Raw genomic sequence first — 22,399 nt, forward strand, 5'->3', positions numbered from 1 at the left:
ATGTCTCCTTACTGCTCAAATTTACTTAAAATTTTATTACTAGCAACGACTGGTCATCATGAAGACTACTGTTGCCTATAAACTTCTTAATATCAGACTTTACAAGATTTGCAATGTCTTTTCCAGTTGAATTTGCATTTGAAGAAACTATTTTCAGCAAGGATTCTTTAGGATATTGAGTTCCCTGCTCGTTTAATGCTTCAACAAGTCCGTCTGTATATGTAATAAGAATATCACCAGTTTTAATATCTTGCAAGATGTCTTTATATTGAGATTCCTTGTCAACTCCAATTGGTTCGCTTGGTGTTGAAATCTGCTTTATCTCATTTTTTTCCTTGCTGTAGTAGAAAACTGGAGTTGTTCCGCCTGTTGCAATTTCAGCGACCTTTTTAATTGGGTCATAGTTGATAAGCGCGCATGATGCAAAGTGGTCTGTGCTGAAGCTTTCCGCCGCAATTCCGTGGTTTACCCATTCAAGAATTGTTCCTGCTGTTTTCCTTGTATTTACAACAAGCCGAATCATTGCACGGAGCATTGACATGACAATTACGCTGTTGATTCCTTTTCCTGCGACATCGCTCATTACAAACGAAACGCGGTCTCTTCTTGAAACAATTACATCGTAATAGTCGCCGCAAACGCCTTCTTCTGGATTCCAAATTGTTCCAAGCTGAATTCCTGGAAGGGCAGGGAGTTTTGCAGGATGAAGCATTTCCTGAATCTTTGAAGCGATTTCAGCTTCTTTCATAAGGTCGTTATGTTCTATAATATCTTTTACAGAAACAACGCTCTTTATAGAAGTTGCCGCAAAATCTGTAATCATTGACGCAGTCTTTAAATTTTCTTCTGTAAAAACAGGATTTTTCTTTGTTCTTGCAAATGCCGCAACGCCAATTACCGAATCCTGAATTTTTATAGGAATCATTATATAGCTTCCGCATTCAAGGAATTCTTCCGGTCCGTTCTGATAAATTCTCGCGTCATTTTCAGGCTTTGTGATGAGTTCTGGCTTGCCTGCTGTTGCGATTTCGCCAAATATGTTTTCTCTAAGCGGAAACGATGCGAATTTGAAATTTGTGGCAATGCGGATAGGCTTGTGAGGCATATCGCTTGGAAGCTTGTATGGAGGCGGAAAATCTCCGTCAAATGAGCGGACTGTAATCACATCTTCAAAGTCGTCAACCATGAGGATTGCGCCGCCGTCTGCGTTTATTTCTTCTCTTATAGTTTTGTTTACGTAGTCAAGAAGCGTGTTCATTCCGTTTTTCTCAGAAAATGCTTCTGATGCTTTTGCGGCAAATGAATAGCTGATTTCAAGTGCGCGTGATTCATTTTCATCAGGCTGAATTGATTTTTGCTGCTGAGATGAAACTTGCTGAAGAGCCTGCGCATAAGATTTTTCTTCCGCTACATTTACATAATGCGGAACGAGTTTTTCTATTTTCTTTGGCTCAAAAGTATACAAAATTATGCAGTACGGAATCAAAATTAACGCTGCGATTGAAGCTGCGACTGCAAAATATACAAAAGAATTTCCTTCGCCAGTTATTTCCTTTATTGCCGCGACAAGGCTTCCTGCTCCCAGAATCAAGTCTGAAAGAAGAGCTATAAAACTTACTCTGGCAGTTTTTTTCTTGCGGATTAAAAGAAATAGCACGAATAAAAATGCGCAAATCACAGAAACCGCGAAAAGAGGAATGTATGCAAATTTGTCATCTAAAATCAAGGTGTCTGCTCCTTGTACAACTTTCAATTTTAACTAAATAATTTTAAATCTTTTGCCGAATATAAAAATAAACCGCAAAGCATTTTTATTATTGTAACATTGAAATATTGTACCGTCAAGTTTTTCATTAAATATTATCGGCACAAAACCGCAAAATTAACAGTCAAAAATCTGCAAAATAAGTTTATTGCGAGTTGTTTTTTAAGTCTTTTTTCATCTTTGACCTTGCAAGGAAATTTTTAATCCGCCGGTAAAGGGAAATTTTTTTGTATTTTTTTGAAAAATCCTCTGCGGCGTCTTCAAGCGGAAAGTCGTTTCCGAACCGCTGCTTCAATTCGTCCCAGTATTTTATAAGAAAAACGTAAAGGTCGGACAAAGTTCTACCTTTGAAGCTTTTTAGGATTTTGCGGCTTTCGATTGCCCTGATTACGGGAAGATAAACGTTGTTGAACCAGGAAAGAATCGCTTCTTCCATAGAAACTTCTTCTTTTTTTCCGGAATTTATGTAGTATTTATGGCAGAGAATGTGGTTGTAAATAAGATCGTACTGGCCGGGCGTGCTGAAATTCAGGCACCAGTAGTCAGTTATATCGCCAAAACAGGTTTCCGTGTAAAAAACACGCTTTTCGTATTCGATTACCTGCTTTTCCATCTGCTCTTTTGTGCTTCCAGGCTTAAGCTTGATTTCACTTTGAAGGCTTACAACTTCAGCGTCGATATTTTCTATGCCTTTCATTTTTGCAACAGAAACGCGGTGATTTCCGTCTCTTACAAAATAAAGTCCTCCAAGCTCGTAAAGGCTTACTGGCGGAAGCGTGATGTCCTGATAATGCGCCATGTCAACGTGTTCCCAGCGGGATTTTAGAAAATTGTTTTTTGGTAAGAAATGATTGTCAAAGTCTTTGTAGCGTCCTTCGCTGCCAACAATCAGCTTGATTGGAACAACTTGCATTCCTTTGTAAACTTCGTTGCTTGGCTTGAGCATTTTTTTTATGTCGGTAAATGAAATAAGCTTTGCTTCCTCTGGATTCAAAAGATGCTGAATTTCGTTGAAAAAGGCTTTGTTTCGCGCTTTTGAAAAATCTTCATCTGTCTGCGAGGATAGAAACGTCTGCTCCAAAATTTGCTCCTTTTTTTAGGTTCGGCTCGAATTCGACTACGATGTGGCTGTATGCGTTTATGACTGTTGTGTTTTCTGATACAGTGCATCTTGTAGCCTGAAGGTCGTACAAATGTATATGACCGTGAATCATAAGCCCCGGTGAAAATTTTTTGATAAACCAGTTAAAACAGTCAAATCCTTTGTGGCACTGGTCTTCTTTGTCATGTATGTGTCTTGGAGATGCGTGCGTTAAAAAAATGTCGCAGTATCTTCCGTATCGAATTTTGTTCCAAATCAAGCCCGGAATCATTGCCACAAGCTGCCTTTTCATCTGCTTGTCCGTGAACTGAGCCTGGCCGTTGTTGTATCTTATGCTTCCTGTAACTCCGGAAATAAGAAGCGGCGTTGTTTTTCCGTCTGGAGTTTTAAATGTAAGATTTTTGCATCTGATATTTTTGTTGCTTGCGTAGTCTGCTCCGTGCGCGTGTTCAACTCCAGTTCCTTCAAATTTGAACACTGAGCCTGAAAACAACGAATCAGAAAACATTTTATTTTTGTAATATTTGTATTCTTTTAAATCATGGTTTCCGAAGACGAAAAAAGTCGGTTTTCCCAAGGCGTCTACTATAAAATCAACGTATTCCATGGAAAGGTCTCCGGCGCAAAAAACAGCGTCAACATCTCCGTATCTTTCTTTTACTGTGGAAGAGTAGACTAAAGGGTCGATTTGGTCGGAAACGCAAAGAAATTTCATTGAATGCCAGCCTTTCTGAAAAGCGATTCAAGAGTGTCTTTGGATATTAGGGCAAGCGGACGGCTGTCTGCAAAAACTTGTGCTGCGTGTGAAAAATCAGAGCTTGCAAAAAGAAGCCCTTTTACATAGCCTTTTGTTTTTATTGTGTCAGCGAGTTTTCTAACTGGAGTTTCTTCTATTGTATCTGTGGAACGGTAGAACTGCGCAAGGAAAAACTGCTGCTTTGCGTTTAAGAATGCTTCCTGCTTTTTTTCTGTGGCAAGAATTTGGCAGCCGTAAGGAGTAAAATCAGTTTTTTGGCTTTGAAGATTGTATCCTGCCAATAGAATTTTTTTGCAAAGCTCCATGAACTGCTGGTTGTTCGCTGTTAAATATTCTTTTATTCCGTCGTTTGTTTCAAGTTCTTTATACTGATTTAATTTTGATGCCACATCCTTGAATTTGCTGTTGCATTTGTAGACGGTTTCCCACTGTTCGATTGCTTTTTCAATTTTCCTGCTTTTTTCGTAGCAGATTCCGAGGAAATATCTTGCGTACAAAGTTTCCTGCGAATTTGGAACTTTTGCGTTTGAAACTGCACGTTCGAATGCATCTGTTGCTTTTTCAAGCTGTTCCGCCATCATAAGGCAAGTTCCTTTTTCCACAAGAGCTTTTTGCCTGTATTCCTGCGAGCGTTCAGCTTTTTCCAGAAGTTTTACGGCTGTGGACAAATCTTTGTTTTCCTTGCAGACTTTTCCAAGATAATAATAGTTTTCGTAAGATTCCGGATTCAGCTTTATTGAAGTTTCCAAGGCTTGCTTTGCCTGCGTGTAATTTTTTGCTCTAAGAAGAAGCCGCCCGATTGAAGTGTAGGCCTTGGGATTCCGTTTGTTTAGAAGAATGGTTTTTTGATAAAATCCCATCGCAAGCTTGGCATTTCCCTGAGTTTCAAGAATTTCCGCGGCTTTAAATGTGTTTTCGGGATTGTTCGGCTCAAGTTTTGTCAGCAAAAGATATTCTTTTAAGGCTTCGTCAGGCTGATTGAACCGTTTGTAAAGTTCCGCCATTTCTTTTCGGAATTCAGCTTCTGGAATTTCTCCGTTAAAAAGCGCGTTTTGGTTTACAGTTTTGTATTCAATAAAGGCAAGTTCTGGTTTTCCGTCTTTTAGATAGGCTTTTCCCAAAAAATAGTGAGCCAGATAATTCCGCGGATTTTTTGAAATAACGGACTTTGCGCATCTTTGGGCAGCCTGAAATCTTCCGTCCTTTATAAGTTTTGGAATTCCGTCAATTTTTGAAGGAGTTATGATATTTTTTACTATAAAAATCAACGCTGTAGCGACAAATGCGATTAAAACACCTATTATAATTACAGATGTCAGTGAGCCCATTGAAATTCCGCCTGTTTGTTTAGTTTTTTGTTAAAAAGGTTACCTTTTTTCGCTGAATATGTCAATTTATATGGAAGACTTAAAAATTTTGCTGTTTTCCTAAGAAATTTGCTGAAATCTACAGATAATAAAATGATGTCTATTTATATAAAATTTAAGAAATTTTTTTGTTTCTCTTTTTTGATTTTTGCGTTCAGTGCTTTTGCGCAGAATGATGATTTTTTGCAAGGTGAAAATCTGTTCAAGGAAAACCGTGTTGAAGAAGCTGTTCCGTTTTTGAAATCAGCCATCAGTACTGGAAAATTTCCGAAGGCTTACAATTACCTTGCGCTTTGCTACGAAAAAATGGGACTTTTAAAGGAAAGTCTTGAAGTTTGCACGGAAGGAATGAAAGTTTCTGGAACGGACAAAAAAGTTCTTGCTTTTAACGCCGGAAATGTCTGCTTCGCAATGGAAGATTTTTATTCAGCGGAAAAATGGTATTCTCTTGCAATTGCCGCGAACAGGCTTTATGCTCCGCCAGTTTTAAACCGCGCAAATGCTGAGCTTAAGCAGGAAAAATATATTGCGAGTCTTGAGGATTACAAGCTTTATCTTGATTTGTCGCCGAATGACAGGCAAAAGCCGGAAATTGAGCAGCTGATTTCTCTGCTTGAAGGCTTTAAAAAAGCGGAAGAAGAGCAAAAACGTTTAAAGGAAGAAGCGGCTTTGATTCAGGCGGCGCAGGAACAGCAGATTCTTGCAGAGCAACAGGCCGCGGCTCAAAAGCAGATTCAGGATGAAAAAGACAAGGCTGCGGAATTGGAAGCGAAAATGGCTGAGCAGCAGGCACTTCTTGAGCAGCAACGTGCGGAAATTGAGCGGATTTCAAAGGAAAAACAGCTTGTTGAAGAACAGGCCGCCGCAGAAAAGAAAGCCAGAGATGAAGAAAAAGCTGCGGAACTTGAGGCGAAGATGGCGGAACAGGAATCTAGGCTTGAACAGCAGCGCGCAGAAATTGAGCGAATGCTTCAAGAGCAAAAGGCTTATCAGGAAGCGGCTTTAAAAGCTCAAAGAGAAGAGGCTGCAAAAAAAGCGGAAGAAGATGCCGCAAGAAGAAGAAAATTGCTTGAAGATGTGGCGGCTTCGCTGCAGAATTCAGAAACATCAAATATGACTGCTGGTGCAGAAGGAACGGTTGACTATGGCTACGAATCAGAACTCGAATAAAGATTTAGATAAAGAAAAAACTGCTGCGGTAAAAAAAACTTCAACTGCAAGAAAAACTGCGGCTTCTTCTGCGGAAAAAAAGCCTGCGGCAAGAAAAGTTTCAGCTTCTTCGGAAAAAACAAATACGACTGCGGCTGCAAAAAGTTCTGCTGCCAAAACTGCCGTTTCAAAAAAAACAGTCGAATCGAAAACTTCTGCTGTAAAAAAAACGTCCGGGCTTTTAGAAAAATCAAAAGCTGTAAGAGCTTCTTCTGCTTCTGCAAAATCAGCTGAACCTAAAGTTGCCGCTGTGAAAAAAGTTTCTGCCGAAAAAAAATCATCTTCGCCAGAAACAAAAAAAATATCTGTTTCCTCTGCGGAAACAAAATCGACTTCAAGAAAAACTGCGGCTTCTTCTGCTGAAAAAAAGCCTGTGGCAAGAAAAAGTTCCGTTGCTTCAGAAAAAACAAAAACTGCTTCAGTTGCGAAAACTGCTGTCGCGAAGAAAACTGTTGAGCCAAAAATTTTGACAGAAGAAAAAAAATTGGAAGCACAGAAAGTTCCTTTGCAAAAAACTGTTGCCGCTTCTAGCTTGCCTCCAAAAAATTCTCTTCCTGAAAAAAAAGAAGAAACTGGAGTTGCAATAAAAAAGACCGAACAGATTTTGGCTTCAAGTTTTACAGTTGAAAAAAAATCAGCGCAAAAAAATGTTGAGCCTGAAAAAACAAAAGATAAAAAATCAAATAAAAAAATAGCGGCTTTGCTGATTTTCTTGCTTGCTGTTTTAGCTGGCGGCGGATTTTTTGTTTTAAATAATCAAAATTTTTTTGGCTCTAAAGATAATGTTGTTTCTGAATTGAGCGTTGAAGAAAAACTTGCATTGGCTCAAAAACTGATTGAGCAGGGCAATTATGAAGAAGCTTTAAAAATTCTTTTGGAAATTGATGCTTCGGGAAACAGCGAGGCTGCAAAAGATCTTAGAAATAAAATTTCTGCTTTAATAAATGAAGCTTTTTCAAAGGCTTTGGAAAATGGACGTGAGCAGGAAATCTTGGATTTTATTCAGTCGCTTATTGACAATGACGAAGTTGAATCTGCGTTGAAAATTTTAAACGCAATAAAAACAGAGCCGGGAAGTTCCTTAAAAGAAAAACTGGACAGTTTGAAAAAATCCGCTGTTGATAAAGCTGTTGCAAATGGAAAAACTTCAGAGCTTTTGTCTTTGATTCAACAGATGATTGATGATGGAAATTTTTCAGATGCACTTGAACTTTTGAATGCAATTTCTATCGATGGCGATGATGAAATTTCTGATATGCTGAAAAATAAAATTGAGCGCATGAAAAAACAAGCACAGGTTTTGCAGTCCGCTGAAAATCTTTCTGACGAAGAAAAACTTGCGCTTGCACAAAAACTTATTGACGAAGGAAAATTTGAAGAAGCTCTTATTCTATTGAACAGTTTAAATCCAAATGAAAAAAATCAAGATAAAATAAATGCTCTGAAAAAAGAAGCTGTGGAAAAAGCAAAGCAGGCTGGAATTGATTTAGGCGAATTTGGTTTTGATGAAAACGGAAATCCAATTCTTTCTGAAGAGGAAATTCTTCGTCATAGAAATGAAGCAAAAAACAAACGTGAAATAGAAGAGCAGAAAATTCAAGATGCAAAAAAAGAAGCTGAAAGAAAAGCTCTTGAAGAACAAAAAGCAAAAGAACAAAAAGCCTTGGAGTTAGAAAGACAAAAAAAGGCTGCCGCCGCAAAGAAAGCTCAAGAAGAAAAATTGGCAAGAGAAGCTGCGGCTAAAAAAGCAGAAGCTGAAAAAAAGACGAAGGAGAAAGCCCTCGCAGAACAAAAGGCAAAAGAGGCTGCGATTGCACGCCAAAAGCAGCTTGTTGAAAATTATATTTCACATGGAAAGCAGCTCTTGTCTGAAAATAAAAATAAAGAGGCGGTTGCAGAATTTTATAATGCTGAAAAAAATCTTCCTGCCGAAGAAAATACTTTTGCTGGAAAAAAACTTGGAGAAGCAGCAACAGCTTTGTTTGACAGTTCTGAAAAAAAATCTGGAACTGAAAAGAAATTCCTTCATGATGAAGCTGTGAAATTTGCAGAAAAATCCTTTGAAAAATCTAAAGAAGAACCTAACGTTATGTTTATTCTTGGAATGGATGCTCTCGAAAAACATAATTATGCTTCCGCAGAAAATTTTTTACGCAACGCCACAAAAAAAGATCCTGGCAACAGCACTTACTTTTATCAGCTTGGAAGAGTTCTTGCGATGCAGAAAAAATATAATGATTCGCTTGCAGCTTTCCAGACTTCAATAAAGATAAATGGAAACTTTGCGCCTGCTCATTATAATTCTGGTTTTGTTTGTGAAAAGCTCGGAAAAAATAAAGAGGCTCTTGCTTCGTACAGAAATGCAATAAAAATAAAACCTGATTATGAAAACGCATTTATGGGCGCAGGTCATATTTTGGCTGAAGAAAAAAATTATTCAGAAGCTGTGAAATCATATTCAGAAGCTGTAAAAATAAATCCGTCAAGAGCGCAAACTTATCAGGAACTTGGTTCTTGCTATTCAGAATTAAAAAATTATAATCTTGCGGAACAAAATTTTTTAAAGGCTCTTTCTTGTCCTGATTCTACTGCGGAAAAAAATGCGCTTACTTATTACAACCTTTCTACTGTGATGTTTGCACAGGAAAAAAAGAACGAGGCGTTTGATTTTGCAAAAAAGGCTTATGATAATAAAGAAAAAACTTCACCGGAAGTAAAAGCAAATATTTCATATAACCTAGGACTTTTAAATCAAGAATTAGGAAATGAAACTGAAGGCATAAAATTTTATCAGGAAACTTTAAAGCTTGATTCAAATCATGTAAAAGCAAATACAAATTTAGGAATGATTCTTCTTTCAAAAAATCAACCTGATACTGCGATTGCGCTTTTGCTGAAAGCTTACAAAAATGATTCTAAGAATTTTGAAGTGAACAATAATCTTGGAAGCGCCTATAGAGATACTGGTGATTTTGCAAACTCTGTTAAATTTTATAAAAATGCTTTGGACATAGAACCTGAAAATCTGACAGTAAAAGAAAATCTTGCAAAGTCATATACGTCTGCAAAAGATTATAAAAATGCAAGGGCTGTTTATGAAGAACTTGTAAAAAAGCAGCAGAGTGAATGGGCTTTATTTTTTGAGCTTGCAAAAGTCTGTCTTGCTCAAGGCGATGGAAATGGCGCGGAAAAATATTTGCTTTACTTGCAATCCAAGGCTCCTGATTTTAAAACTTCAGAAGTAAACGGATTGCTTGCTGAGTTGCAGTGATTTGTTTTTTAGAGCGGACTTTATGTCCGCTTTACAAGCGCAAAAAGTTGCTGTCTTGTAATCGTTGTGTATACAGGCCGTCCGTGCGGGCAGTGCGGATCTGGCAATTCAAGTGCGCCTTTTGCAATTTTTTTTGCAGTCTCTTCATCTAGAACTGTTCCGTCCATAACTGCGCTTCTGCATGCTGTGGATGCGGCAACTGCATTTATCATGTCCGCAGGATTTACCCGCCGGTCAAGCACATCTTTTTTTAAATCTGCTTCTGTGCCTTTCCATCTTATTGGAACTGTTGAAAATTCCCATTTTCCATTTCCGCAGTCTTTGCATGAAAATCCGGCTTCTTCAAGTTTGTCTTTTATTGCGCGGATAAAATTGTCATCAGCGGCGGAATCTGTCTGCACAATGTATGGAACTAGAAGCGATTGTTTTTGTCCTGCCTCTGCCATGATTTGATTATAAATCATTCTTTCGTGGGCGGCGTGCTGATCGATTATATAAAGTGTTTCATTTTTTTCTGCAATGATAAAAGTTCCAAGAACACAGCCTGCAAAATGAAATCCTTTTTCATATTCTGAAAAATTTTCGCTGCTGATTTCTGGAACGTAATTCGGTTTCGTCGGATGAAAAAAATCTTGCGAAGTTTTTGTTTTAAAGAAAGATTGTCTTGTTCCGCCTGATGAAAAATTTGTCCTAGGATTTCCGCGCTTTACATCAGAATAAATTGAATTTATTTTTGGAATATTATTTTGATGAGAAAAATTTTCTTCAACAAAATTATTTTTTTCAGTGCTAGAATTAAAAGAAAATTCATTTGAAAGCGCGTCTTCTGTTTTATCTTCTGCATTTTGAACAAGCATTGATTTTACAGTATACTGCTTGAAAAAATTTCTTGTTGTTGAGCTTACTGCATGGTGAAGCGCATTTATGTCTTTGAATCTAGCTTCACGTTTTGCAGGATGAATGTTGAAGTCTACAAGCGCAGGATTCATTTCTACAAAAAGACAGGCGACTGGAAAAGTTCCGTTTGGAAAATATCCCTGTGTTCCGTAGACAATGGCTTGCACAAGAGAATATTCTTGAATTTTTCTTCCGTTCACGTAAATGAAAATATCTTTTCGGGAAGTTCTTGCAACAGAAGGCTCTCCAATAATCAGCGTAAATGAAAAATTTTTTTCAGAGTCTTCATGCTTCAACTCATAAAATAAATCGCTGCTTTCAAAAAATTCATTTGTCTGAACGAATCTTTCTTTTAAGGATTGTCCTGCGGGAAGTAAAAGTTTTTCTTCGCCGTCATTTACAAAAGTAAAGGCAATGTCAGGCCGTGGAAGAATTTTTTCTTCAAAAATTGTTCTGCACTGAATTCCTTCTGAAGCAGGTCTTTTTAAAAACTGTCTTCTGGCAGGAAAATTTTCAAAAAGACCTGATGACTGCGCTATTGTTCCTTCTGTTGAAGCGCACGGCTCTATAATGTGATCTTCCGTTACAGAAGCGTTCATTTTCCAGCCGCCGCTTTTTATTTCCAAACGGCTAACTGCTGCAATTGAAGAAAGCGCTTCGCCTCTGAATCCTAAAGTTGAAAGACTAAGCAAATCTGTTTCTGTTGAAATTTTGCTTGTTGCATGTGGATGTGCGCATTGAATCAAATCTTCTTTTGACATTCCGCAGCCATTGTCTATGACTCTGACTTTTTCAATTCCGCCGCTAGAAATTTCAACTCTGATTCTTGTTGCGCCGCTGTCAACTGCATTGTCCATAAATTCGCGGACAATAGCGCATGGTTTGTCTATGACTTCCCCAGCGGCAATTTTTCTTGCAACTTCTGCATTGAGAATTTTTACGCGTCTTTGTTCTATCATGCTCTCGTTCCTGTGATTTCAGAAGATTCATCAAAAAGACCGAGCACAGGAGCGTTTTCAGTTTTTGACTTTTGCTTTTTTCCTTGCGCGGATTTTTCATCTTCTTCTGAAACATCAGGATTGTTCATTAATATTTGAATTTTGCTTTCCATTTCATCAAGAGATTTTTCCATGGATTTTGCAAGCTTTATTCCTTCTTCAAAATCTTTGAGCGCATCTTCCAGGCTGATGTCGCTTTTTTTTATGGAAGCTGAAAGCTCTTCGAGTCTTTTTAGTTTTTCTTCAAAGTTTGTCATTTTATTCTCCGTTAATTTATTTTATCAACAGTTGCGAAAATCAATCCTTCCGCCGGCCTGATTTTTATTTTTGCGCCGCTGGAAAGTTCCGATGACTTTCTTATTATTTTTCCATTTTCATCGCAAACCATAGAATATCCTCTGTCGAAAATATTCTGCGGATTGCAGTTTTCCAAATTTTGCAGGCAAAGTTTTATTTTTATTCTTCTATCTTTTATTATGTTCTCCATTGCGTCTTTCATTGAGTCAAACGCTTTGTCAAATCTTTCTGAATATTTTTGCTCGATATTTTGCAATCTGGTCCGCATATTTTCAGGATCGAAATTTCTTAGCATAAGTCGCAAAGAATTTGTTTTGTTTTGAATTTCCGAAAAAAGAATTGATTTGAAATTTTCAATATTGCTTTCTATGTCGGATTTTCTTGGAATTGCAATTTCCGCCGCCGCGCTTGGTGTTGGTGCTCTTACGTCCGCCGCAAAATCGCTTAACGCCCAGTCAATTTCGTGTCCGACCGCAGAGATTACGGGAATCTTTGATTTTGCAATTGCACGCACAACTTTTTCTTCACTGAACGGAAGCAAATCTTCTAAAGAACCTCCGCCTCTTCCGACAATCAAAACATCGCACATATTATATTCGTTTGCAACTTTTATCATGTGTTCGATTGTGTCCGCGGCATTTTCGCCTTGCACTATCGCAGGAAAAACAATGACGCTTACTTTGTCATTTCTGCGTCGTCTTATATTTAAAATGTCACGCAGAGCTGCTCCGTTTGGACTTGTAACAACTCCGATAGTTTTTGGAAAAAATGGAATCTGACGTTTTCTTGCTGAATCAAAAAGTCCTTCTGCGGCAAGTTTTCTTTTCCGCAGTTCAATCATTTCCATTATGTTTCCGGCTCCGGCTTCAATCATTGACGAAACTTGAATCTGATAATTTCCGCGCGGGCCGTAGACTGTTATTTTTCCTCTTACTTGAACAAGCATTCCGTCTTTTGGAATGAAATTCAATGCAGAAGCCGCTCCTCTGAACATTACCGCTGAAATCTGGCTGTCTGAATCTTTAAGCGAAAAATAAAGATGCCCGGATGAGCTTGGCTTATAGTTTGAAATTTCTCCTTTTAAAATTATATTTTGAAAAGAGCCTTCAAGCATTGTCTTTATAAGTTCCGTCAGCTGCGAGACTGTTAGAGCGTTGTCTTTTTTTGATTCGTTTTGCATTTCCATTTTGCTCCGATTGTAAACATTCCGTTTAATTTAGACAAGATATTTTCCGATAATGAAATGATGAAGAATTTAGTTTTTTTATACATAGATGAAAATTCAGCTCATGCTTTTGAAAAAGTTTTTTCCGAAAAATCAGCTTTTGAACGAAGTCTTGACTGGGCGGCTGATGTTCCAAGTTTGTGCGGAATTGTTGTTGCCTGCTCGGAAGAAAATAAAAATACAGTGGAAACTTTTGCATCTTCGTTTGATAAAGTAAAAATAAAAATAGTTTCAAAAAATTTTTGGAATACTGCAATATTAATAGAAGAAATGTTTGCGCAGGTTTCTAGTTTTTCAGCGGACGATGTTGTTTATTCTTCGGCGGACAGACCGTTTCTTGATAAAGAGCTTACAAATGAACTTCTTGAAAGCCACAGAAAATATATTTCTGAATATACTTTTGCTGACGGTTATCCTTATGGATTTACGCCGGAAATTATAAATTCTGGAACATTAAAAATTCTTTCAACTTTTGCATCTGAAACTCACAAGGAGCTTGGAGAGTTGTCGGTTTCAAATGAATGCATTTTCAATGTTATGAAGGCTGACATAAATTCTTTTGAAATTGAATCCGTGATTGCGCCCAAAGATTTCAGAATGCTGCGTTTTGATTTTTCGTGTTCACAAAAAAGAAATTTTCTTGCCTGCCAGAGACTTTATTCGAATGCGCTGAAAAATAAAATTTCATTTACTGCTGAAAAACTTTCCGAGCTTGCTGAAAACTGCGCTGATGTTCAGCAGACTTTGCCGGCGTTTTACAATATTCAGATTTCAGAAAATTGCCTAGCAAATCCTTTTTACAATCCTTATCCAGAAGCTTTTAAAAATAAATTCGGATTTTTCCCATTTGAAAAAGAAAATCCAAATCCAAAGGATATGACTTTGGAAAAATTTAATTTTCTTGTTGAGCAGATTTCAAGCTTTTCAGAAGATGCCGTAATTGGCTTGAGCGCTTGGGGAGAACCTTTGCTTAATAAAGACTTTGCTGAATTTGTTGAAATTGTTTTGCGTCATAAAAATCTTTCCGTTCTTGTAGAAACAGATGGAATTTTAGTTACTGAGCAGCTTGCTTCAAAAATTTTTGAAATTTCAGAGCGAGCCGGAAAAAGAAAAAATGGAACTGATTCTGTAACTTGGATAGTTTCAATTGATTCTTTTAGCGAAGATATGTACAACAAAATTTTTTCAAATGGAAACTTTAATTCAGCTGTAAATTCAATTCTTGCTTTAAATAAATTTTTCCCATCTTCTGTTTATCCGCAGTTTACAAGAATGAATGAAAACGAAGATGAACTTGAAAAATTTTATCGTTTTTGGCACTCAAAAGATTCTCCTTCCGGCGGAAAAGTTATAATTCAAAAGTACAATGATTTTTGCAAACTCTTGCCTTCGAGAAAACCTGCCGATTTGTCTCCGCTTGAAAGAAATGTCTGCTGGCATTTAAAGCGCGACATGACAATTCTTTGCACAGGAGAAGTTCCGCTTTGCAGACAATTTTTGTTTTCTTCAATAGGAAACGTTTTTGATGAAGGTGTAGAGAATATCTGGAAAAAACATTTTGATGAAGTTCAAAATCAGCTTGAAAAAAAATATGGAGAAAAATGCAAGGACTGCGATGAATACTATACCTTCAATTTTTAATCAGCATAAAATTTCTTACACGGTTATCGGCGGAACGGAAAATCCCAAGCAAATTCTTATGCCTATCACGTGCGTGGTTCTTAGCAGGTCTGGTAGGCATTATAGAACAAGAGTTCTTGAAAATTTATTGCATAAAGGATTTGAAAAAATTATAAGCGTGAATCCTGAAAATGAGCGGAAAGCTGTGGATTCTTTTGCGAGACATTTTCCTACTGTAAAATTTTTAGTTGCATTGGAAAATGTTTCGCAGGGCGAGCTTTTGAATATTGCTTTTTCTGAAGCTGAAACCCAGTATGTTTTGGTTGTTCAAGAAGAAATGTGCCTTGAAAAATTTTCTTTTGACGCTTCTATGGTTTCTAAGTTTATGAAGAAAAATCAGTTCTGCATTGCTCCAAGACTTTTTTCTGACAGCTCTACAAAACTTCCTGTTGCGCTTTTTCCTTCAGCACGAAAATCTGTTTTTGAAGTTGAAGCTGATTCTGTTTTTTTAGACGGACAGCCAACTTTGTATCCGGCTGATTACGCAGGTTTTTATAACCGTGAAAAATTTATTCTTCTTGGCGGAATTGATTATACGATTTCTTCTGAATACTGGCAAAAAATTGATTTCTTTTTTAGAGCATGGCTTTGGGGGGAAAAAATAAATTTATCCACAGGATTTGAGTTTAAATACATAGGCGCAGTTCCTGAAGAAAACCTAACGGTAGATATTTCTTATCTTAGGTTTTACTTGAAAAATCTTTTGCCTGTTTTTTTATCAGACCATGCAAAAATACCGTGGATTTCATATTTTGCTTTTAAACTAAAAAGTTCTTGCGGATTTGTTGAGTCAATGCGACAATTTAAAGATGCTATGCGGTGGACAAAAGAAAATCAGTATAGATTTAAAACAGACGCTGTTGCTCTTATTGAAAACTGGGGAAAATAATTCCGAGGTAAAAGATGAATTTAAAAAAAATAAAAGAAGGAATTAAAAAAATTGTTACTGGAAAAAAACGTGTCGTTGTAATTGTCCAGTGCCGTTTGTCTTCCACAAGACTTCCTCGAAAAGCCCTTTTGCCTCTTGGCGGAAAAACAATTCTTGAATGGACTTTAGCTTCAATGAAAAAAGTTGAGGCTTCAAAATATTTTCTTGCGGTCGATGAAAAAAGCGGAAAAGAACTAGTGCCTATTGCAAAAAAATGCGGCTGGGATTTTTACGCTGGCTCTCAATCTGATGTGCTTGATAGATTTTGCAATGTTATAAAAATTTCCAAAGCTGATGTTGTTTTACGAGCGACTGCTGATAATCCATTTTTATTTTATGAGGCTGCACAAAAACTTGTTGATGAATATTTTTCAAGAGAAAAAAATTCTCCTGTTGACTACATTACATTTTCTGGACTTCCTCATGGCTCTGGAGTTGAAGTGTTCAATGCGGACTCTTTGCTTGAAGCGGCATCAGAAACCGACTTGCCTTATGACCATGAGCATGTAGGTCCTGCACTTTACAATCATTCTGAAAAATATATTTGCGCATTTGTAAAAGCACCGCAGGAATTTTATTATCCAGATTATCGGACTACAGTTGATACTTTTTCTGACTATAAAAGAGCCTTAAGAATTGTAAAGAAAATTTCTAATAAGAAAATTCCATCAGAGCCTTATTCTACAACTGAAATTTTATCTGCGCTTTCATTTCCTGCTGTGAAAAATCCTGTCCTTTTAATTCCGTCTGTAAAGAAAGGTCACGGAACCGGACATTTAAGAAGATGTCTTGAACTTGCAATTTCAAATGGCTGGGATATTTTTATTCCAGATGACGCTGATTTAACCCAACGTTTGGATTTGATTGAAGATGCGCGCAAAAACGGACTTGATGATTTTCAGATTGTAAATAATATTTCGGATTTGTCTGAATATTGTCTTGCAATTACAGATTTGTTTTTTGCTGATAATAATTTTATTCGTTCCATTGCATCAAAAATTCCTGTTGCAAGCATTGATGAGGGAAACTGCGACAATGACTATGCTGAATATCTTTTTGATATAATTCCTTCTTTAAAATCAAACCGAAATGTAAATTACTACAATCCGGCTTTTATTCCTTTGCCAGAAAAAAAACGCGCTTCTTTTCCTGCAAAAATAAACAATGCGCTGATTTGCATTGGCGGAGAAGATCCTGCAAATCTTCTTTTAAAATCTGCTGTTGCGCTTGCAAAAAATAATGTTCATGTTTTGGCAGTTGCGTCTTCAAAAGAAAAAGTTTTTGAAACAGAAAAAAATATTCCAGAAGATTTAAAAAAATATATAACTGTTTCTTCGCCAATAGAAAATTTAAAAGAGGAGCTTTTTAAATATGAGCTTGTTGTTACACACTTTGGTTTTACTGCTTTTGAAGCTGCTGGAGCAAATTGCGCTGTAATTCTTTTGGGAACAACACCTTTGCATATTCGCCTTGCAATTGCAAATGGATTTAAATGCCTTGCTCCTAAAAAAATAAATCAGAAAAATTTCAAAAATCTTTTAATCCAGCCTGAAAATCTTTTAGTAAAAAATAAAGTAGAAGCTTCTGAAAGTCTTGCTTCATTTACAAAAAAACTTTCGCTTGGAAGTCATTTTGAATGTCCTGTCTGCAAAACTGGCGAAGGCTTCAAAAATAAAATTGTTGCGAGAAATAAAAATCGAACTTACCGAAGATGCTCAAACTGCGGAATGATTTATATGTCCTGGACTTTGTCGGAATTTCAGACTGAATATAATCATGCGTATTTTTTTGAAGACTATAAAAAGCAATACGGAAAAACTTATCTTGATGATTTCGATTCAATAAAATCTGTCTGCTTAAGGCGGATTTCAATTATCGATTTTTTCTACAGACTTGCAAATAGAATTTCAAAAAACGTTCCTTCTGTCTTGGACATTGGATGTGCAATGGGACCTTTCCTTTCTGCGGCAAACGATTCTGGATGGCAAGTTTTTGGCGCGGACATTTCTCAAAGTGCGGTCGAGTATGTTCAGCAGACTTTAAATTTTCCGGCTAGCTGCGTAAGTTTTCCAGACGTGGATTTTGTTTCAGAATTCGGAATTGAAAAATTTGACGCGGTTACAATGTGGTACGTTATAGAACATTTTAAAAATCTTGATTCCGTGCTGAAAAAAATTTCTGAAATTGTAAAGGACGGCGGAATATTTGCGTTCAGCACTCCATCTGCTTCTGGAGTCAGCGGAAAATATTCTAGTGATGATTTCTATGAAAAAAGTCCTGCCGACCATTACACAATTTGGGAAATAAAATGCGCAAGAAAAATTTTGAAAAAATACGGTTTCAAAATTGTAAAAGTTGTTTCAACTGGAATTCATCCGGAACGTTTTCCGCTTGCAAAAAAAATGAAATGGACTTCAAATTCTTTGCCGATGAAATTTTTAGCTGACTTGTGCAAACTTTTTAAGCTAGGCGACACGTTCGAGGTTTACTGCAAAAAAATTAAATCCTAAAATCAGTTTGCTTTTATGTCGAAAATAATAAGTAAATGAATGACCGTTATATTTTGATTTTGGGCGCAGGATTAATGCAGCGTCCTTCAATAGAAGCAGCAAAAGAACTTGGCTACAAAGCTCTTGTAATAGATGCGAATCCAGACGCAGTTTGTGTTCCGTTTGCAGATCGCTTTGAAAAAATAGATTTAAAAGATACGGACGCAATTGTTGATTTTGCTTTGTCTTTGGGAAAAAATCTTTGCGCGGTTTTTACAGCCGGAACGGATTTTTCAGCTCCAGTTTCTCTTGCTTGCCAAAAATGCGGATTTGTTTCTCACAGTTTTGAATCGGCGATGAATGCCAGCAATAAAATTCTTATGCGTGAATGCTTTAAGAAAAACAAAATTCCTTCTCCTGATTTTTTTGAAGCCGATGAAAATTATATAAATTTATTTCAGAATAACAAAACTCCAGAAATTCATTTTCCAAAAGTTGTAAAGCCAGTGGACAATATGGGAGCGCGCGGATGCCGGCTTGTTAGAAATAAAGATGAATTTCTTCCGGCTTTAAAAGACGCAGTTTGTTTTTCCCGCACAAAAAAAGCTATTGTTGAAGATTTTATGGAAGGCCCTGAATTTTCAATTGACGCGCTTGTTGTAAACGGAAAAGTTATCGTTGCCGGATTTGCAGACCGTCATATTTTTTTTGAGCCGTATTTTGTTGAGCTTGGACATTCAATGCCTTCTGAAGTTTCAGAAAATCAAAAGCAGGAAATTATAAAAGTTTTTACAGATGCGGCTCATGCGCTCGGACTTACAAACGGAGTTGCAAAGGGAGACGTAAAATATACAAAGCAAGGTCCGATGATTGGCGAAATTGCGGCGAGACTTTCCGGCGGATATATGTCGGGCTGGACTTTTCCTTATTCATCAGGATTTGAGCTTACAAAAGAAGCAATGAAAATCGCGTTGGGAATTCCTTCTGACTTTTCAAATATTACAGAAATTCCTTCTACGAAATTCAGCCATGAAAGAGCGTTCATTTCAATTCCCGGAAAAATAAAAAAAATATACGGCGAAGAAAAAGCTTGGGCTTCTCCATTTGTAAAAAATATTTTTTTCAGAGTAAAAGAGGGAAGTGAAGTTGATTTTCCGCGGAACAATGTTGAAAAATGCGGAAACGTCATATCGTCGTCAAAAGAACGAGAGCTTTCAAAAAAAGGCGCAGAATCCTCCGTTGCCCAAATTGTTCTTCGATTGGAGCCGAAGAATCCGCAGACTGAAAATTTTCTTTCTGGCATTGAACTTCCGCAGGAAAAAGGATTTCCATTCAGCGCGTTTTGCTTCAATTCAAAAGATGAAAAATTTCTGGCCGAGCTTGAGCAGATTCCTTTCATTGAAAAAAATCAACCTGCGCAAAATTTTGTTCCAGAAAGCATAAAAAATTTTATGGAAATGCGCGATTGGAATTTCAGAACAATAAAAGATACGCTTTTTCTTTTTGATAAAATTTCACCTGAGCATCCGCGGCTTGATTCCAAAAAATTCTGGTGCTGCCTTTTGCGTGCCGGCATTCAAGGAATTTTGTATTATTCAGATTCTGTTCAGCTGGAGGAAAAATGAAAATTAAAAGTTTTGTTTTTTTTCTGCTTTTGATTTTTCCATTTTCAGTTTTTTCTCAAGGCGCAAAAGTCGATTTTCTTCAGAATGTGCAGAAATCTGGAATTTCCTTTTACTGGGATCCGCTGACTTCTTCCGGGCTTCTTGAAAAAAACGGGCACAGAATTTCGTTCAGGGCAGGCGACACATTTTTTCTTCAGGATTACAAAACTCTTGTGCAGGAAGACGCTCCTTCATTTGAAAACGGAAAGCTTGTTTCTTCCCAGTCATTTTTCAACCTTGCTGAAAATTTCTTTAAATTGCAGAGTTCGGAAGCTCCTTATAAAATCGGCGCGATTCTTATTGATCCGGGACACGGCGGAAAAGATCCGGGCGCAAGTTCAAGCCATGTTTCAGACGGAAAAAAAATCAAGGTTGTTGAAAAAGACATAAATTTAAAAGTCGGACTTAAGCTCCGTGATTATCTTAAAAAAGCTTATCCTGAAAAAAATATTCTTATGACTCGCAGCACGGATGTTTTCCTTACACTTTCTCAGCGCACCGAAATTGCAAATTCAGTAAAGCTAAAAGATAACGAAGCGATTCTTTATGTTTCTGTCCACGTAAATTCCAGCCTTAGCGAAAAAGTTACCGGCTATGAAGTCTGGTATCTTTCTCCGGGATACCGCCGTCAGGTTTTGAATTCCAAGTCAGTGAATGAGGACGCTTCGATTCTGCCGATTTTGAACAGCATGACAGAAGAGGAATACACAACTGAATCAATTCTGATGGCAAAGTTTATAATGAACGGAATTTCAGCTCAGGTTGGAACTTTGAGCAATTCACGCGGAATAAAAGAAGAGGAGTGGTTTGTCGTCAGAAATTCAAAAATGCCGAGCGTCCTTATAGAACTTGGTTTCCTTACAAACAAAAAAGAAGGCTTGCTTTTGAACGATGACAAGTACTTGCAGAAACTGTCGCTTGGAATATATAATGGGCTTCAAGAATTTGTTACGAATTTTGAGCGGACCCGCGGATTTACAGGAAACTAAAATTGAATAGAAAATCAAAAATAAATATTTTCGCGTTTGTTTTTGCAGGCGTTTTCTTTGGCTCGCTGATTGTTTCGGGCGCGGCTTTTTATTTTTACAAGTACCATTGCAGGCAGATTTTTTATTTTGAATCCTATGATTCAAGCCGAATTTGCACAGAAACTCGTTATTCAGAAAAAAAGAGCGGCGATGAGGAAATAAAAGCTTTTGTTGACGACCTTTTGCTTGGACCGATGACAAACCGCTTTAAATTTCTTTTTTCTCCCGGAACAAGAACTGAATTCTGTTTTTCAAACGGAAAAGAGCTTTACGTTGGACTTTCAAAGCAGGCTCTTTTTGTCAATTCAGAAACATTTAATATGAAACAAAATGTTTCGTTGTTAAGAAAAAATATTGTGAAGAATTTCACAAATATCAATAAAATTTATATATATATCGATGGAAAGCCAGTATTTTCGGAAAATTAGCTTTTGTTTGCCTGTTTTATTTTGCGGTGTTTTATCCAAAAAAAAATAAAAGAAGTTGACAAAAATGTTTTCTTAATAGATACTATTATAACAAGGCTACATCATATATGTATTAAAAGGAGCTTCTAATGAAGAGGACTTTATTTTTAACCGTTGCTGCAATGATTTTGGCAGGTTCAGTTGCTGTTGCAAGAGAATCAGTTCTTATTGATTTCACACAGCTCGATGCAGACACTGTAGCAGACGAAAACGGAAATCCAACACAGAACAGCAGAACTGTAATGGATTATTCTGTTGCTGCCGGCGCAACTTTCACAAGTGATCAGAAAACACTTATGAAGACTTCACTGGCTCTTCCTGAATGGGAAGTTGTACTTAATTCTTCTGCCAAGAACCCGGTTTCTGTTGCTCTTTCTCAGGTAGTTGCTGCTCCTGTAAAAGAATCAGCAGATGTTCCTTTCGCTGGAAAGAATGTAATGGGCGTTCGTGTTATTTTCCCAACTTGGGCAAACAATGCAAATGCAAAAATCGTTCCTGCATTCGATATTCCTGCTTACGAGCCACTCTCTGACGCTGATGAGAACGGTGAACGCCAGCAGCCAACAGATGAGCAGAAAGGAAAATATCTTTTTGAAGACGGATACGGTGTTGTAAGAAACGTTGGCACATTGAAGTCAATTGCTGTTACAACAATGGGCATGAACTACCCACACGCTCTTTATGTTCTTCTTAAGGACAATGACGGAGTAGAACGCCGCTATCTTATGGGAAATCTCTATTTCGACGGATGGAAGACTCTTATTTGGAACAACCCAGATTACATTTCTGAAGTTCGCACTCGTGAGATCAGAGTTTACCCAATCTATCCACGCGGAATTCCATTTGTAAAATTCTCTGGATTCCAGGTTGCACGTGATGCTTCTCACATTGGAGACAACTTCATTGGTTACTTCAAAGATGTAAAGGTTATTTATGACCTCGCAATCCTTACTTCTGATCGCGACATCGATGACGAAGACCTTTGGGGCATTATTACAAAGAAAGAAAGAGACCGCCAGAATGGTGAGATGGCTCGCTTTGGAAACAAGCAGGTTAACCGCTATCTCGAAAAGTCTAAGATGGCTACAGAAGCAGAATTCACATCTTCTCTTGAAGAAAACTCTGATTCTAACGCACAGTCTTCAACACAGGATTCTTCAGCTACTGTTCAGTAATTTCTGAAACTTGTGTTGCGTCAAAGACCGTCCTTGTGGGACGGTCTTTTTTTATGAAATTGAATATAAAACAATAAATT

General features: G+C 37.3%; 16 protein-coding genes. 9 read left to right on the plus strand and 7 right to left on the minus strand.

The window, feature by feature from the left end:
• Nucleotides 1-25: 25 nt before the first annotated feature.
• The 4 genes from Q0H92_RS08715 to Q0H92_RS08730 form a co-directional block, all read right to left on the minus strand.
• Complete coding sequence (locus Q0H92_RS08715; protein WP_296013836.1) at nucleotides 26-1,753, minus strand: GAF domain-containing SpoIIE family protein phosphatase; 1,728 nt, start codon at nucleotides 1,751-1,753, stop codon at nucleotides 26-28.
• A 157-nt stretch (nucleotides 1,754-1,910) separates the two neighbouring features.
• On the minus strand, nucleotides 1,911-2,846 hold the full coding sequence (locus Q0H92_RS08720) for a transcriptional regulator (protein ID WP_296013837.1): 936 nt from the start codon (nucleotides 2,844-2,846) through the stop codon (nucleotides 1,911-1,913).
• Complete coding sequence (locus Q0H92_RS08725; RefSeq protein ID WP_296013838.1) at nucleotides 2,812-3,582, minus strand: metallophosphoesterase family protein; 771 nt, start codon at nucleotides 3,580-3,582, stop codon at nucleotides 2,812-2,814. Before Q0H92_RS08725 ends, Q0H92_RS08720 begins: the two co-directional genes overlap by 35 nt.
• A complete protein-coding gene (locus Q0H92_RS08730) occupies nucleotides 3,579-4,952 on the minus strand; it encodes a tetratricopeptide repeat protein (RefSeq protein WP_296013839.1) in 1,374 nt (457 codons plus the stop codon). The genes Q0H92_RS08725 and Q0H92_RS08730 overlap by 4 nt, the downstream gene beginning before the upstream one ends.
• Before the next feature lie 135 nt (nucleotides 4,953-5,087).
• Here Q0H92_RS08730 and Q0H92_RS08735 point away from each other — a divergent pair, with 135 nt between their 5' ends.
• Both Q0H92_RS08735 and Q0H92_RS08740 read left to right on the plus strand, forming a co-directional pair.
• Nucleotides 5,088-6,161 (plus strand): hypothetical protein, encoded by a 1,074-nt coding sequence (locus Q0H92_RS08735; RefSeq protein WP_296013843.1) that lies wholly within the window; start codon nucleotides 5,088-5,090, stop codon nucleotides 6,159-6,161.
• Nucleotides 6,136-9,471 (plus strand): tetratricopeptide repeat protein, encoded by a 3,336-nt coding sequence (locus Q0H92_RS08740; RefSeq protein ID WP_296013847.1) that lies wholly within the window; start codon nucleotides 6,136-6,138, stop codon nucleotides 9,469-9,471. Before Q0H92_RS08735 ends, Q0H92_RS08740 begins: the two co-directional genes overlap by 26 nt.
• A 20-nt stretch (nucleotides 9,472-9,491) precedes the next feature.
• On the opposite strand, the gene mutL is transcribed toward Q0H92_RS08740, so the two are convergent.
• Genes mutL through xseA form a run of 3 tightly spaced genes read right to left on the minus strand, consistent with a single transcriptional unit; the run spans nucleotide 9,492 to nucleotide 12,843 of the window.
• Complete coding sequence (gene mutL, locus Q0H92_RS08745) at nucleotides 9,492-11,327, minus strand: DNA mismatch repair endonuclease MutL (protein WP_296013850.1); 1,836 nt, start codon at nucleotides 11,325-11,327, stop codon at nucleotides 9,492-9,494.
• A complete protein-coding gene (gene xseB, locus Q0H92_RS08750; protein WP_296013854.1) occupies nucleotides 11,324-11,623 on the minus strand; it encodes an exodeoxyribonuclease VII small subunit in 300 nt (99 codons plus the stop codon). Before xseB ends, mutL begins: the two co-directional genes overlap by 4 nt.
• Nucleotides 11,624-11,634: 11 nt before the next feature.
• A complete protein-coding gene (xseA, locus tag Q0H92_RS08755) occupies nucleotides 11,635-12,843 on the minus strand; it encodes an exodeoxyribonuclease VII large subunit (protein WP_296013858.1) in 1,209 nt (402 codons plus the stop codon).
• A 66-nt stretch (nucleotides 12,844-12,909) separates the two neighbouring features.
• Here xseA and Q0H92_RS08760 point away from each other — a divergent pair, with 66 nt between their 5' ends.
• The 7 genes from Q0H92_RS08760 to Q0H92_RS08790 all read left to right on the plus strand — a co-directional run bounded on the left by Q0H92_RS08760 (nucleotide 12,910) and on the right by Q0H92_RS08790 (nucleotide 22,319).
• Nucleotides 12,910-14,529 carry a spiro-SPASM protein gene (locus Q0H92_RS08760; RefSeq protein WP_296013860.1) on the plus strand — a complete coding sequence of 540 codons (1,620 nt, stop codon included), beginning with the start codon at nucleotides 12,910-12,912 and terminating at the stop codon, nucleotides 14,527-14,529.
• Nucleotides 14,504-15,457: a hypothetical protein gene (locus Q0H92_RS08765; protein WP_296013863.1), complete on the plus strand. Its 954-nt coding sequence runs from the start codon at nucleotides 14,504-14,506 to the stop codon at nucleotides 15,455-15,457. Before Q0H92_RS08760 ends, Q0H92_RS08765 begins: the two co-directional genes overlap by 26 nt.
• Nucleotides 15,458-15,471: 14 nt before the next feature.
• Complete coding sequence (locus Q0H92_RS08770; protein WP_296013866.1) at nucleotides 15,472-18,006, plus strand: methyltransferase domain-containing protein; 2,535 nt, start codon at nucleotides 15,472-15,474, stop codon at nucleotides 18,004-18,006.
• A gap of 35 nt (nucleotides 18,007-18,041) precedes the next feature.
• The gene (locus Q0H92_RS08775; RefSeq protein WP_296013869.1) at nucleotides 18,042-19,610 is read left to right on the plus strand and encodes an ATP-grasp domain-containing protein; all 1,569 of its coding nucleotides are present in this window, start codon (nucleotides 18,042-18,044) and stop codon (nucleotides 19,608-19,610) included.
• The gene (locus Q0H92_RS08780) at nucleotides 19,607-20,638 is read left to right on the plus strand and encodes an N-acetylmuramoyl-L-alanine amidase (protein ID WP_296013871.1); all 1,032 of its coding nucleotides are present in this window, start codon (nucleotides 19,607-19,609) and stop codon (nucleotides 20,636-20,638) included. Before Q0H92_RS08775 ends, Q0H92_RS08780 begins: the two co-directional genes overlap by 4 nt.
• A gap of 2 nt (nucleotides 20,639-20,640) precedes the next feature.
• A complete protein-coding gene (locus tag Q0H92_RS08785; RefSeq protein ID WP_296013873.1) occupies nucleotides 20,641-21,105 on the plus strand; it encodes a GerMN domain-containing protein in 465 nt (154 codons plus the stop codon).
• 128 nt (nucleotides 21,106-21,233) lie between these two features.
• Nucleotides 21,234-22,319, plus strand: a complete 1,086-nt coding sequence (locus Q0H92_RS08790; RefSeq protein WP_294015209.1) for a flagellar filament outer layer protein FlaA — start codon at nucleotides 21,234-21,236, stop codon at nucleotides 22,317-22,319.
• The last annotated feature ends 80 nt before the right edge of the window (nucleotides 22,320-22,399 follow it).

The sequence above is a fragment of the uncultured Treponema sp. genome (genome assembly GCF_934725225.1).
Taxonomy (GTDB): Bacteria; Spirochaetota; Spirochaetia; order Treponematales; family Treponemataceae; genus Treponema_D.